Origin of the sequence: Streptomyces huasconensis (genome assembly GCF_021028635.1) — a bacterium.
Classification (GTDB): domain Bacteria; phylum Actinomycetota; class Actinomycetes; order Streptomycetales; family Streptomycetaceae; genus Streptomyces; species Streptomyces huasconensis.
The window spans coordinates 3,110,001-3,123,964 of sequence record NZ_CP086119.1 but is presented as its reverse complement, the minus strand read 5'-3'; the positions used below and the strand labels follow the sequence as shown (position 1 = coordinate 3,123,964).

The 13,964-nt window shown below is 72.5% G+C and carries 12 protein-coding genes and 1 pseudogene (1 of these 13 only partly in view); 10 read left to right on the top strand and 3 right to left on the bottom strand.

The window, feature by feature from the left end; genetic code table 11:
• Positions 1–15: 15 nt before the first annotated feature.
• Entirely contained in the window at positions 16–468 is a 453-nt protein-coding gene (locus J2N69_RS14035; protein WP_230901049.1) for a metallopeptidase family protein, read from the bottom strand.
• A gap of 259 nt (positions 469–727) precedes the next feature.
• Here J2N69_RS14035 and J2N69_RS14030 point away from each other — a divergent pair, with 259 nt between their 5' ends.
• The 7 genes from J2N69_RS14030 (at position 728) to J2N69_RS14000 (ending at position 8,371) form a co-directional block, all read left to right on the top strand.
• A complete protein-coding gene (locus tag J2N69_RS14030; protein ID WP_127912065.1) occupies positions 728–1,150 on the top strand; it encodes a DUF3499 domain-containing protein in 423 nt (140 codons plus the stop codon).
• A 135-nt stretch (positions 1,151–1,285) separates the two neighbouring features.
• Complete coding sequence (locus J2N69_RS14025) at positions 1,286–2,902, top strand: L-lactate permease (protein ID WP_230901048.1); 1,617 nt, start codon at positions 1,286–1,288, stop codon at positions 2,900–2,902.
• Positions 2,903–3,045: 143 nt separating this feature from the next.
• Positions 3,046–4,410: a phosphomannomutase/phosphoglucomutase gene (locus J2N69_RS14020; protein ID WP_230901047.1), complete on the top strand. Its 1,365-nt coding sequence runs from the start codon at positions 3,046–3,048 to the stop codon at positions 4,408–4,410.
• Between the two features lie 189 nt (positions 4,411–4,599).
• Positions 4,600–4,776 carry a Trm112 family protein gene (locus tag J2N69_RS14015; RefSeq protein WP_127912062.1) on the top strand — a complete coding sequence of 59 codons (177 nt, stop codon included), beginning with the start codon at positions 4,600–4,602 and terminating at the stop codon, positions 4,774–4,776.
• 81 nt (positions 4,777–4,857) lie between these two features.
• Positions 4,858–6,054: an SIS domain-containing protein gene (locus tag J2N69_RS14010; protein ID WP_230901046.1), complete on the top strand. Its 1,197-nt coding sequence runs from the start codon at positions 4,858–4,860 to the stop codon at positions 6,052–6,054.
• Between the two features lie 76 nt (positions 6,055–6,130).
• A complete protein-coding gene (gene manA / locus J2N69_RS14005; protein WP_230901045.1) occupies positions 6,131–7,282 on the top strand; it encodes a mannose-6-phosphate isomerase, class I in 1,152 nt (383 codons plus the stop codon).
• A 132-nt stretch (positions 7,283–7,414) separates the two neighbouring features.
• On the top strand, positions 7,415–8,371 hold the full coding sequence (locus J2N69_RS14000; RefSeq protein ID WP_230901044.1) for a cation diffusion facilitator family transporter: 957 nt from the start codon (positions 7,415–7,417) through the stop codon (positions 8,369–8,371).
• A 225-nt stretch (positions 8,372–8,596) separates the two neighbouring features.
• Here the strand turns inward: J2N69_RS14000 and J2N69_RS13995 are convergent.
• A pseudogene (locus J2N69_RS13995) lies at positions 8,597–9,457 on the bottom strand (PTS sugar transporter subunit IIA); the annotation flags it as partial.
• 536 nt (positions 9,458–9,993) lie between these two features.
• Here J2N69_RS13995 and ahcY point away from each other — a divergent pair.
• Positions 9,994–11,451 (top strand): adenosylhomocysteinase, encoded by a 1,458-nt coding sequence (gene ahcY / locus J2N69_RS13990; protein WP_230901043.1) that lies wholly within the window; start codon positions 9,994–9,996, stop codon positions 11,449–11,451.
• A 91-nt stretch (positions 11,452–11,542) separates the two neighbouring features.
• Positions 11,543–12,157, top strand: a complete 615-nt coding sequence (locus tag J2N69_RS13985; RefSeq protein WP_230901042.1) for a hypothetical protein — start codon at positions 11,543–11,545, stop codon at positions 12,155–12,157.
• A 23-nt stretch (positions 12,158–12,180) separates the two neighbouring features.
• On the opposite strand, the gene J2N69_RS13980 is transcribed toward J2N69_RS13985, so the two are convergent.
• The gene (locus J2N69_RS13980; RefSeq protein ID WP_230901041.1) at positions 12,181–13,119 is read right to left on the bottom strand and encodes an RDD family protein; all 939 of its coding nucleotides are present in this window, start codon (positions 13,117–13,119) and stop codon (positions 12,181–12,183) included.
• An 87-nt stretch (positions 13,120–13,206) separates the two neighbouring features.
• On the opposite strand from J2N69_RS13980, the gene J2N69_RS13975 reads away from it, so the two are divergent.
• Positions 13,207–13,964, top strand: partial view of a stage II sporulation protein M gene (locus tag J2N69_RS13975; RefSeq protein WP_230901040.1) — the 5' portion only. The gene runs 250 nt beyond the window's last position; the window shows 758 of its 1,008 coding nt (coding positions 1–758); the start codon lies at positions 13,207–13,209; its stop codon lies off the right edge, out of view.

The window sequence follows — 13,964 nt, the reverse complement described above, 5'->3', positions numbered from 1 at the left end:
CGGAGCGAGCGGGCGTCAGTCCTCGTCGCCGTAGCGCGGGTCGACCGACTCCGGGGAGAGGCCCAGCAGATCGGCGACCTGCTCGACCACCACCTCGTGCACCAGGGCGGCACGCTCGTCGCGCCCCTTGGTGCGGATCTCGACCGGCCGCCGGTAGATGATCACGCGGGCCGGCTTCCCCTCGGCCGCCGAGAGGGAGCCGCCGAGCGGCACCGCCTCGTCCGGCCACTCGCCGTCGGACCCGCCCAGCGGCGGGACCTCCAGGACCAGGAACTCCACCTCCGCGAGCTGGGGCCAGCGCCGCTCGAGCCGCTCCACGGAGTCCTGCACGAGGTCCGTGAAGGCCTCGGCGCGGCTCGCGGAGAGCGGTACCTGCGGCGGCGCCACGGGACCGCGCATGCCTCTGCCGTGGCGGTCCCGGCGGCGGGGCCTCGGTTCTGCGGAACGGGGCTGTACGGGGTCGTCCATCACTGATGAAGCGTAGTCCCCGGGGTCGGCCTTTCCGGGCGCTGCGCGGCATGTCGCTTCCTGACCGTTCCTGACTGGCTTGGACTCGATTCCGTATCTCTCCTGGACCGTCGGGCTCGCGCCGAATGACGTGATTCACGCCATGTGGTGACCGGATTCAACACCACCTGTCCCTCCAGTCACTGGCATCTGCGCAGGTCAACGCGGTCCTCTCGCGTCACACCGACGCGAGAGGCACGGCACGACACGGTGGAGTGAGCTGAGGGAGAGTCGTCGCGGCCCGCTCAAGAGTGCGGTACCGTCCAACGTCGTGAGCCCTGTACGTCGCTGTTCGCGCACCGCTTGCGGCCGTCCCGCCGTCGCGACGCTGACGTACGTCTACGCCGACTCGACCGCGGTCCTCGGCCCCCTCGCCACCTACGCCGAACCCCACTGCTACGACCTGTGTGCCGAGCACTCCGAGCGCCTCACCGCGCCCCGCGGCTGGGAGGTCGTCCGGCTCGCCGACGCCTCCGGCCCGGCCCGCCCCTCGGGCGACGACCTCGAAGCGCTCGCCAACGCCGTGCGCGAGGCGGCCCGCCCCCAGGAGCGCGCGGCCGAGGGCGGCGGCAGCCGCAGGACGGACCCCATGGAGGTCGCGCGCCGCGGACACCTCCGCGTGCTGCGCTCACCCGAGTCCTGACCCCGCCGCAGCGGGCCCCGAGGCGCCCGTAGCGGAGCCTGACGCCCCTTCACCGGATCTTCCCCGTCCCGCACGTTGACGCCCGTTCACCGAGGCCCTGACGATTTCGCCACCCCACAGCCCGGGAGGCGTTCCGTGTACGTGCAGCAACTGGAGCCCGTGGCCGGCTCCCTCGGCCTGTCCGCGCTCGTCGCGACCCTGCCCCTCCTGACCGTCCTCGTCCTGCTCGGCGCCGTCCGCATGAAGGCCCACCGGGCAGGCCTCATCGGTCTCGCGGTCGCCGTCCTCGTCGCCTGGCTCGCGTACGGCATGCCGCTCGGCCAGACCGCCTCCAGCGCCGCGCAAGGAGCCCTTTTCGGGCTTTTCCCCATCCTGTGGATCGTCGTCAACGCCCTGTGGGTGTACCGCATGACCGTCCGCACCCGGCACTTCGACGTCCTGCGCCGCTCCTTCGGGCGGCTCTCCGACGACCCGCGCGTGCAGGCCCTCGTGGTGGCCTTCTGCTTCGGGGCGCTCCTGGAGGCCCTCGCCGGCTTCGGGGCACCCGTCGCGATCAGCGCGGTCATGCTCGTCGCCCTCGGCTTCGACCCGGTGCGCGCTGCGGTCGTCGCCCTCGTCGCCAACACCGCGCCCGTGGCTTTCGGCGCCATGGGCACCCCCGTGGTGACGCTCGCCCAGGTGACGGGCCTTCCGCTGGACACCGTCGCCACGGTCGTCGGCCGCCAGACGCCGCTGCTCGCGCTCGTCGTACCGCTGCTCCTGGTGTGGCTCGTGGACGGGCGGCGCGGGCTGCGCGAGACGTGGGTGCCGGCCCTGGCGTGCGGATCAGCGTTCGCCCTCGCCCAGTTCGCGGCCTCCAACTACGTCTCCGCGCAACTCGCCGACATCGGGGCGGCCCTGGCGGGCGCGGGCGCGCTGATGGCCGTGCCGCACGCGCGCAGGCCCGCCGCCGAGCCCGTGCGCGCCGCGGTCCTCACCGGCGTACGCAGCGACGACCTCGACCACGTCGACCCGCGCCCCGAGGTGCTGCGCGCCTACGCCCCCTACGTCCTCATCGTCGCCGTCTTCTCCCTCGCCCAGATACCGGCCGTCAAGGACGTCCTCGCCCAGGCGACACGGACGTTCGACTGGCCCTTCCTGAACGTGGGCGACCCTTCGGGGGACCCGGTCGGCGGCAACGTCTTCTCGCTGCCGCTCGTGGCGACCGGCGGGACGCTCGTGCTGCTCGCCGGGGTGGGCACGGCGGCGGTCATCGGGGTGCACGCGCGCGTGGCGGTACGGGAATGGGCGGCCACCGTCCACGAGTTGCGCTTCGCGCTCCTCACCGTGACGTCCGTTCTCGCCCTCGCGTACGTCATGAACCTCTCCGGGCAGGCCGCCACGATCGGGCACTACGTGGCGGCGGCGGGCGCGGGCCTCGCCTTCCTGTCGCCGGTGCTCGGCTGGTTCGGCGTCGCGGTGACCGGCTCCGACACCTCCGCCAACGCCCTCTTCGGCGCCCTCCAGGTGACGGCGGCCCAGCAGTCGGGGCTCTCGCCGGAGCTGCTCGCGGCCGCCAACAGCTCGGGCGGCGTCCTCGGAAAGATGATCTCCCCGCAGAACCTGACGATCGCGTGCGCCGCCGTCGGCCTCGCCGGGAAAGAGGGCGATCTGCTGCGCAAGGTACTGCCCTGGAGCCTCGGACTGCTCCTCGTGATGTGCCTGATCGTGGTCGGGCAGAGCACGCCCGTGCTCGGCTGGATGCTGCCGTGACGGGCGTCCGACCGTGGCCCGGCGCCCGCGCTCCGTTCGTTGTCGGTCGTTGCGGGTAGTTTGGGACGACCGACGTGGGGTGACCGACGTGGGTGACCGACGTACCGGTACATGACTCGCAGAGTTCGTAGAGAGGGTTGGCCGTGACTGCTGATCTGTCCCAGATCGTGAAGGCGTACGACGTTCGCGGGGTGGTCCCGGACCAGTGGGACGAGTCGCTGGCCGAACTGTTCGGAGCCGCCTTCGCACAGGTCACGGAGGCGGACGCGATCGTGGTCGGCCACGACATGCGCCCCTCGTCGCCGGGCCTGTCGCGGGCCTTCGCGCGCGGGGCGGCCGCCCGTGGCGTGGACGTCACGGAGATCGGCCTCTGCTCGACGGACCAGCTGTACTACGCCTCGGGCGCGCTGAACCTGCCGGGCGCGATGTTCACCGCCTCGCACAACCCCGCCCAGTACAACGGCATCAAGATGTGCCGCGCGGGCGCGGCCCCGGTCGGCCAGGACACCGGCCTCGCCGAGATCCGCGCCCTGGTGGAGGGCTGGTCCGAGACCGGCGCCCCCGAGCCCGCCGCGACGCCCGGCACCCTCACCCGGCGCGACACCCTGACCGACTACGCCGCGCACCTGCGGGGCCTGGTCGACCTGCGGGCCAACCGCAGCCTGAAGGTCGTCGTCGACGCGGGCAACGGCATGGGCGGGCACACCGTCCCCACCGTCTTCGAGGGCCTGCCCCTGGAGCTGGTCCCGATGTACTTCGAGCTGGACGGCACCTTCCCCAACCACGAGGCCAACCCGCTCGACCCGGCGAACATCGTGGACCTCCAGGAGCGCGTGCGCACCGAGGGCGCCGACCTGGGCATCGCCTTCGACGGCGACGCCGACCGCTGCTTCGTGGTGGACGAGAACGGCGACCCGGTCTCCCCGTCGGCCATCACCGCCCTGGTCGCCTCCCGCGAGCTGGCCAAGCACGGCGGCTCCGGCACGGTCATCCACAACCTGATCACCTCCTGGTCGGTCCCGGAGGTCGTCAAGGAGAACGGCGGCACGCCCGTGCGCACGCGCGTGGGCCACTCCTTCATCAAGGCGGAGATGGCCAGGACCGGCGCGATCTTCGGCGGCGAGCACTCCGCGCACTACTACTTCAAGGACTTCTGGAACGCGGACACGGGCATGCTCGCCGCGCTCCACGTCCTGGCGGCCCTCGCCGAGCAGGACGGCCCGCTGTCCGCCCTCGTCGCCCAGTACGACCGTTACGCCGGTTCCGGCGAGATCAACTCCACGGTCGACGACCAGACCGCCCGCCTGGCCGCCATCAAGTCGGCGTACGCGGAGCAGGACGGGGTGACGCTGGACGAGCTGGACGGGCTCACGGTGACCGCCGCCGACTGGTGGTTCAACGTCCGCGCCTCCAACACCGAGCCGCTCCTGCGGCTGAACGTCGAAGCGCGGGACGAGGCCACGATGGCCAAGGTCCGCGACGAGGCGCTCGCGATCATCCGCGGCTGACGGATCATCCACGGCTGACGGCCACCCGGCCGTCTGCCACGGAGGTAGGCTGACCAGGCCGCATCCTGTGAGGCGACGCCGCGGAATCCCGCACCGACGAGGCCGCGGTGCCCCGCCTCGCAGGACCCGGCGAACCGCGGCGCGGCCGCGGAAAAAACCTCACCACATCAGCTCGAAGGGACCCACCCCATGGCGCTCGAAGCCGGCCTCCTGGAGATCCTCGCCTGCCCGGCCTGCCACGCCCCGCTCAAGGAGACGGACAGCGAGCTGATCTGCACGGCGGACGCCAAGGAGTGCGGCCTCGCCTACCCCGTCCGCGACGGCATCCCCGTGCTCCTGGTCGACGAGGCCCGCCGCCCCGCGTAACGGCACGCGCGCAGGGCATACGCTCCGGCACGACCCAGCAGTGCGCGGGAAGCCGCGCAGCCGATTCGGAGGCCGCACCCCATGCTCGACGAGTCCTTGCTCGACGACCCCGAGGCGCTGGCCCGCGCCGACCGCCGCGGACTGCTGCGCGGCGCGGCCGAGGCGGGCGCCCGGGTCCGCACGGCCGTCCGGCACGCCGCCGAGGCCGGGCTGACGGAACTGAAACCCGACGGCCGCCCCCGCGCCATCCTGATCGCGGGCCCGGGCACCGCGGCCGTCTGCGTCGCCGACCTGCTCGACGGCCTCGCGGGCGCCTCCTGCCCCGTCGTCCGCCTGGCCCCGACCGGCGTCGCCCCCGCCGCGGGCGCCCTGCGCTGGACACTGCCCGGCTGGGCCGGCCCGGTGGACCTGCTGCTCCTCGCCACCCCGGACGGCACCGAACCGGGCCTCTCCCTCCTCGCGGAGCAGGCGTACCGCCGCGGCTGCACGGTCGTCGCCGTCGCCCCCGCGCGCACCCCCCTCGCGGAGAGCGTGGAGGGCAGCCACGGCCTCACCGTCCCCCTGGCCACCTCGCCCTACGGTGCCTACGAAGGCGCGCACGACGAAGCCACCCGCGAGGCCGCCTCGTACGAGGCACGCCGCGTCGAGGACGAAGCCGCGCCCGGCGCCCCCTGCACCCTGTGGGCCCTGATCGTCCCGCTCCTCGTCCTCCTGGACCGCACCGGCCTGATCACCGCCCCCGTCGACACCCTCCAGAAGGTCGCCGACCGCCTCGACCGTGTCGCGGAACGCTGCGGTCCGGCCATCGGGACGTACAGCAACCCCGCCAAGACGCTCGCCGCCGAGCTGGCCGACGCGCTCCCGCTCATCTGGACCGAGGGCCAGTCCGCGGGAGTCGCGGGCCGCCGCTTCGCCGCCACCCTCGCCGAACTGGCCGGGCACGCGGCCCTCGCCGCCGAGCTGCCCGAAGCCCTGCCCGCCCACGGCGCCCTCCTCGCGGGCAACCCCGCAGGCGGCGACGCCGACGACTTCTTCCGCGACCGCGTCGACGACCAGGCGGCCCTGCGCGCCCGCGTGGTGCTGCTCCGCGACCGCCCGGTGGACCTGGGCGGCCTCACCGCGGCGCCCGCCGCCCGCGAACTGGCGCACGGCCACGACGTCGCCCTCAGCGAACTGGAACCGGAGGCGACCGACGAACTGGAGGCGCTCGCGGAGCTGATCGCCGTCACGGATTTCGCCGCCGTTTACCTGGCGCTCGCCTCCGGGGGCCGATCATGACCGCTCCGGCCCCGGCCACGCCGGCCGGACCGCCGGCAGTTCAGCATTCGCGTACGCAGTAAGGGAGCACCCCTCCGTGGACCGCCTCAGCAACACCATCCGCCCCTACGCCTGGGGTTCCACCACCGCCATCGCGGAGCTGCTCGGCGTCGAGCCGAGCGGTGAGCCGCAGGCCGAGATGTGGATGGGCGCCCACCCCGGGGCACCCTCGGGCACCGGGCGCGGCGCGCTCGACCGGGTCATCGAGGCGGACCCGGAGCGCGAACTCGGCCCGCGGGCGGTCGCCAAGTTCGGCCCGCGCCTGCCCTTCCTCCTCAAGATCCTCGCCGCGGGCGCCCCGCTCTCGCTCCAGGTGCACCCCGACCTCGCCCAGGCGAAGGAGGGCTACGCGGACGAGGAGAGCCGCGGCGTCCCCCTGGACGCCCCGCACCGCAACTACAAGGACGCCAACCACAAGCCCGAACTGATCTGCGCCCTCACGGAGTTCGACGGCCTGTGCGGCTTCCGCGCCCCCGCCGAGACCGCCGACCTCCTGGAGGCCCTCGGCGTCGACTCCCTCAAGCCGTACGTCGACCTGCTGCGCGCCCACCCCGAGGACGCCGCCCTGCGCGAGGTCCTGACGGCCGTACTGACCGCCGACCCCGAACAGATGGCCGAGACCGGCACCGCGGTCACCGCCGCCGCCCAGCGCCTCGGCGGCCCCTACGCCCCGTACGCCGGCATCGCCCACCACTACCCGGGCGACCCCGGAGTCATCGCCGCGATGCTCCTCAACCACGTACGACTCCAGCCCGGCGAAGCCCTGTTCCTCGGCGCCGGCGTCCCGCACGCCTACCTCGACGGCCTCGGCGTCGAGATCATGGCCAACTCCGACAACGTCCTGCGCTGCGGCCTGACCCCCAAGCACGTCGACGTACCCGAACTCCTGCGCGTCGTCCGCTTCGAGCCGACCGACCCGGGCGTCCTGCGCCCCGAGGCGACACCGGCCGGCGAAGAGGTCTACGAAACCCCGATCGACGAGTTCCGCCTCTCCCGCTTCGTCCTGCCCGGAGGCGCCGCCCCGCACGACCTCACCGCCACCACCCCGCAGATCCTGCTCTGCACCGCGGGGACGGTCCACGCGGGCGAACTGCCCCTGACGCCCGGCCAGTCCGTATTCGTCCCAGCGGGAGAAAAGGCGGAAGTGTCCGGAGTGGGCACGGTTTTCCGGGCCACTGTGGTGGCCTGACGCACCAGCACCCTCCTGTGCTGCAACAATGACCCACCGCAAAGGACGGGCAAAGCAACCGGACAGAGCACCGGAGCACGGCCCGCCCGCGATGGCCGACCACACACGAAGGCGAAGGGACCCCCGGCACTTATGAGCGCGTCAGGCGGAACAAAGGCGATCGTCGCGGCACTCGCCGCGAACCTCGCGATCGCGGTGGCGAAATTCGTCGCGTTCATCTTCAGCGGCTCGTCCTCGATGCTCGCCGAGAGCGTCCACTCGCTCGCCGACTCCGGCAACCAGGGGCTGCTGCTCGTCGGCGGCAAGAAGGCCCAGCGCGAGGCGACCCCGCAACACCCCTTCGGCTACGGCCGCGAGCGCTACATCTACGCCTTCCTCGTCTCGATCGTCCTCTTCTCGGTCGGCGGCATGTTCGCGATCTACGAGGGCTACGAGAAGATCAAGCACCCGCACGAGATCGACCACTGGTACTGGCCGGTCGGCGTCCTGGTCTTCGCGATCATCGCGGAGAGCTTCTCCTTCCGGACGGCCATCAAGGAGTCCAACCAGCTGCGCGGCAACCTCTCCTGGACGCAGTTCGTCCGCCGCGCGAAGGCCCCCGAGCTGCCGGTCGTCCTCCTGGAGGACCTCGGCGCGCTGGTCGGCCTGATCCTCGCCCTGTGCGGCGTCGGCCTGGCCCTCGCCACCGGCGACGGCGTCTGGGACGGCATCGGCACCCTCTGCATCGGCATCCTGCTCATCGCCATCGCGATCATCCTCGCCGCGGAGACCAAGTCGCTGCTGCTCGGCGAGGCCGCGGGCACGGAGGAGGTCGCCAAGATCGAGAAGGCCCTGGTCGACGGCGACACGGTCACCAAGGTCATCCACATGCGCACGCTCCACCTCGGCCCCGAGGAGCTGCTCGTCGCCGCCAAGATCGCCGTCCAGCACGACGACACGGCCGCCGAGGTGGCCGCCGCGATCAACTCCGCCGAGGACCGCATCCGCGCGGCGGTCCCGATCGCCCGCGTGATCTACCTGGAGCCGGACATCTACAGCGAGTCGGCAGCGGCGGGCGCCACGAATCCGGCGAAGCCGACGACGACTTAGGGCGGCTGACGCCCGGCTGGTCTGCCTGGCTGTCTGGCCGTGCGGCTGTCTGGCCGTCTGGCTGTCCGGACAGGCGTACGTACGCCGATGGGGCCCCGCACCGGGCATGGTGCGGGGCCCCATCGGCGCATCCGGGGGTGTGGCTCTCGTCGGACCCGCTGGGCCCACGCGCAGGCAAAGCGCGGAGGCCCTGCTCCCCCCGGCCAGGCGAAGCCGCCAAGCCCCCTACCGCACCTCACGCAGCACATCGAGGACCGAGGCGTCGTCCGGCGCTGCCTCCAGCCGCTCCCGGAAGCCCGTGTCCATCAGCTTCCGCGAGAGCAGCGCCAGAATCCGCAGATGCTCGTCCCCGGCGGCCGCCTCCGGTACGGAGATCATGAAGATCAGCTTGGCCTTGGTCCCGTCCAGGGAGCCCCACTCGATGCCCTCCGCCGAGCGCGCGAACCCGACGACCGGGGCGCTCACCGCGTCGGTCTTCGCGTGCGGGATGGCGATCTCCTCGCCGAGCCCGGTGGTGCCCTGCTCCTCGCGCCGCAGGGCGGTGCGCACCAGCTCCTCCACGTCGTCGACCTTGCCCGTGGCGGCGAGCAGCGCGGCCATCTCGCGGATCGCGTCCTCCTTGTCGCGAGCCGCCAGGCGGACCTTCACGGTCTGTTCGGTGAGGTAACCGGAGAGGACCTCGTCGGCCGGGGGCTCCGCCACGGCAGCGGTCGGGTCCGCAGTGGGTGCCTCCTCGGCCGACGCCACGGCAACGGGTGCCTGCTCGGCCGACGCCACCGCGGCGGGTGCCTTCACAGCCGGTGCCTCCGTAGTCGCCGCCTCCGCCGAGGAAGCCGCAGCCGTCACCGACCGCTCCTTCCCCAACGCCCCCGCGCCGACCGCCGCACCCCCGGAGGCCACCCCGGCCCCCGCGAACACCGGCTCGGGCCCACCCGGCCCCACCGACCCGCGGACCACGTCCTCCCCGCGCCGCCTGCGCTCACCGAGGTCGATGAGCGTCACCGTGACGACCGTCCCGATGGCCACGGCCACGAAGAACATCGGTACGCCACCGATGGCCCCCAGCACCGCCACGATCGCGCGCCCAAGAGCGAACTGGCCGCACGCCCGGAAGCGGGCGCGCCGCGCGCCCGCAAGCGCGACCCGCAGACGCCCAGAAGCACGCTCGCCGCATGGCCCAGAAGCGCGGCCCTCGCACGGCCGGAAGCGCGGCTCGCCGCATGTCTTAAAAGCGCGGCCCTCGCACGCCCAGAAGCACGCTCGCCGCACCCCCGAACGCCCGGTCGCCGCCCGCCCAGGTGCCCGGTCGCCGCACGCCCAGAGGCGCGCCCGCCGCCCGCCCAGAAACCGAGATGCCCCTCTCCTCCCGTTCCGGCGGCCGGTCCGCCGGTGATGCCGGGCCCGGAGGCGGGCTGGGGTTGGTCGCCCCACCCGGTGTAGCTTTGAGGCTGAGCCAGACGTCGCTGCTGATGGCGGTCGGGCGGTCCACGCACGGACCGGCCGAGGGAGAGAGGGCCTCCGACGGACTGCGCTGCGCGCGTCGGTGCGGTGCACCCTTGTACCCGACGCCGCAGGTCAGCCATGCCCACCCTCGACCAACCCCACGAGGAGCCAGCTCACTCATGACGACTGCCACCAACGGCCAGGACTTCAAGGTCGCCGACCTCTCCCTCGCCGAGTTCGGCCGCAAGGAGATCACCCTCGCCGAGCACGAGATGCCCGGCCTGATGGCGATCCGCAAGGAGTACGCCGCCACCCAGCCGCTCGCCGGCGCCCGTGTCACCGGCTCGCTGCACATGACCGTGCAGACCGCCGTGCTCATCGAGACCCTGGTCGCCCTCGGCGCCGAGGTCCGCTGGGCCTCCTGCAACATCTTCTCCACCCAGGACCACGCCGCCGCGGCCATCGCCGTCGGCCCGAACGGCACCCCGGACAACCCCCAGGGCGTCCCGGTCTTCGCCTGGAAGGGCGAGACCCTGGAGGAGTACTGGTGGTGCACGGAGCAGGCCCTGACCTGGCCGAACACCCCCACCGGCGGCCCGAACATGATCCTGGACGACGGCGGCGACGCCACGCTCCTGGTCCACAAGGGCGTCGAGTACGAGAAGGACGGCAAGGTCCCGTCCGTCGACACCGCCGAGAACGACGAGCACCGCGTCATCCTGGAGCTCCTCAACCGCACCATCACCGAGGGCTCGCAGAAGTGGACCCAGCTCGCCTCGGAAATCCGCGGCGTGACCGAGGAGACCACGACCGGCGTCCACCGCCTCTACGAGATGCACCGTGACGGCACGCTGCTCTTCCCGGCGATCAACGTGAACGACGCCGTGACGAAGTCGAAGTTCGACAACAAGTACGGCTGCCGCCACTCGCTGATCGACGGCATCAACCGCGCCACGGACGTCCTGATCGGCGGCAAGACCGCCGTCGTCTGCGGCTACGGCGACGTGGGCAAGGGCTGCGCCGAGTCTCTGCGCGGCCAGGGCGCCCGCGTGATCATCACCGAGATCGACCCGATCTGCGCGCTCCAGGCGGCGATGGACGGATACCAGGTCACGACGCTGGACGAGGTCGTCGACAAGGCCGACATCTTCATCACCACGACCGGCAACAAGGACATCATCATGGCCTCCGACATGGCCAAGATGAAGCACCAGGCGATCGTGGGCAACATCGGCCACTTCGACAACGAGATCGACATGGCCGGCCTGGCCGCCATCCCCGGCATCGTCAAGGACGAGGTCAAGCCGCAGGTCCACACCTGGACGTTCCCCGACGGCAAGGTCCTGATCGTGCTGTCCGAGGGCCGCCTGCTCAACCTGGGCAACGCCACCGGCCACCCGTCCTTCGTGATGTCCAACTCGTTCGCGGACCAGACCCTGGCCCAGATCGAGCTGTTCACCAAGCAGGAGGAGTACCCGATCGACGTCTACGTGCTCCCCAAGCACCTGGACGAGAAGGTCGCCCGCCTCCACCTGGACTCACTCGGCGTGAAGCTCACCAAGCTCCGCCCCGAGCAGGCCGCGTACATCGGCGTCGAGGTAGAGGGCCCGTTCAAGCCCGACCACTACCGCTACTGACATCCCGACCGGTCATCGGTCAGCACGACCCCAGCAGGCCCTCGCCCCCGCGGCGGGGGCCTGCCCCCTTTGCCTCAGAGGACCCCAGCCCATGCCCCGCGGCCGTTATTCGCTCCACGATCCACACGATCACACCCCCCTCGGCGAAGAACACTTCCACTGCGCGCCCGGCCCCTCCGGCTGGCGCTACGTCTCCCAGCGCACCACCCCCTCCGGCACCCCCGCGGGCTCCGTCGACCTCGCCCTCGACGACCGGGGCCGCCCCATCCGCCTCGAACTGCACGCGGGCGACTGGCAGGTCCGCGCCGCCGCCCTCAACGGCGTCACCTGGGTACGCACCGACCCCACCGGCGCCCACGCCACCGAGGACAACGCACCTGCCCACGCCTTCACCGGCACCTCCCCCGCCTTCCTCATCGCGACGGCCCGGCTCCTGCGCCTGACCCCCGCTTCCCCCGCGACCCGCATCCGTCTGGTCGCCTTCACGGACCCGGTCCTCGCCCCCCGCACCCTCGACCAGTCCTGGGCCCTGCTGAAAAGCGAAGCACACGCCACTGACAACGGCCCGCTGATCGTCGACGAATACCAGGTCACAGCCCTGGACACCGGCGAACAGCACCCGGTCCACATCACCGGCGACGTCGTCCTCTCGGCCCCCGGCGTCGAACTGGAGCACCTCGAGACGCCACCCTCGACCTTCGCCTGACGCCCTTCGCCCGCCCTGACCGGCTAAGTGGGCGGCACGAACCCCGTGGTCGGCCGCGCGGCCCCAGCGCCCCCACGCGGCTCCGGCGCCGGAACGGCATCCGGAGCGGCGGAGCGCGGCGGAAGCGGAGCAGCAACCCCACCGCCGTACGCAGAACCGTGGCCAGACGCAGCCCCACCGCCAGTGACCGCGGCCCCGCCATCGGCGAGCGCCGCCCCGCCGAAGGCCCGCCGCGCGTCCCGCGCCTGCCGCTCGTGCACCACAGCCGCCAGGTACGCGGCCGGCGGCACCCCATGAGGCGCCGGAGCCCCCGTACGCTCCGCCAGATCCCCGGCCAACCGCTCCGCCATCGCCCAGCTCACCTGCGGGTCCAGCTGCCCCATCCGCGTCAGGTACTGCCGGATGGCGAGCCACAGCCCCTCCGGAACCCCGGACAGATCGAGCCCCGAGAACCGCCCCATCAACCAGGGCGGCGGCGGAGGCACAAAAGCGGCCCGCCCCGCGGGAACCCGCTCGCGCACCACCAGGGTCCCCGCGAACACGTCCCCGAGCCGCCGCCCGCGCGCGGACACCAGCGACGCGATACACGCCACGACCCCGAAGGTCAGCAGAATCTCGACGACTCCGAGGGCCCCCCGCACCAACGCGTGCCGGAACCGGATCGGCCCGCCGTCGTCCCGCACCACCCGCAACCCACAGGCCAGCTTCCCCAGCGACCGCCCATGACTGAGCGTCTCCACCGCGATGGGGCCCCCGACCGGAATGAGTACGAAACTGGCGACCGCGACCGCGGCAGCGGCGGCGTCATCCAACGAGGACGTCGAAGCGATGATCCCGACCGTCACCGCGAGATAGAGCGCCCACGCCACGACCAGGTCGATGAGCACGGCCAGCGCCCGGCTCGGCAGCTTCGCGGGACGCAGCTCCAGCGCCACCGCCTCGCCCGTCACAAGCTCACTCACGCCCGCCGCCCTTCCTGCCCTGCCCTGGGACTGGCCAGTCTGCCAAGCTGAACTGCCACGCGCCGCAGTACGAGGAGCAGCCGTCCGATGGACCTCGACGTCTTCGTGTCCGCCCACCGAGCCGAGTGGGACCGCCTGGAAGCCCTGCTGCGCCGCCAACGCCGCCTCTCCGGAGCAGAGGCCGACGAACTCGTCACCCTCTACCAGCGTGCCGCCACCCACCTCTCCCTGATCCAGTCCAGCGCACCGGACCCCCAGCTCACCGGCCGCCTGACCCACCTCGTGGCACGCGCGCGCAGCGCCGTGACCGGCACCCGCCGCGCCTCCTGGCGCGACGTGACCCGCTTCCTGACGCACGGCTTCCCGGCAGCGGTCTACCGCTGCCGCCACTGGTGGGTCCCGACCGCGCTGCTCTCGACGGCCCTCGCCGCGCTCATCGGCTGGTGGATCGGCACGCACCCCGAGGTCCAGTCCTCGATCGCCGCCCCCAGCGAGCTGCGCGAGCTCACCCGCCCCGGTGGCCAGTACGAGACCTACTACTCCAGCCACCCGGCAGCGTCCTTCGCGGCCCAGGTCTGGACGAACAACGCCCAGGCCGCCGCCATGTGCCTCGTCCTGGGGGCCTTCCTGTGCTTCCCCGTCCTCTGGGTCCTCTTCCAGAACATGCTCAACCTCGGGGTTGGCATCGGCCTGATGTCCTCGGCCGGCCGGCTCGACACCTTCCTCGGTCTGGTCCTGCCCCACGGTCTCTTGGAGCTGACCGCCGTCTTCGTAGCCGCGGGCACGGGACTGCGGCTCGGCTGGACCGTGATCGACCCCGGCCCGCGCACACGCCGCACCGCCCT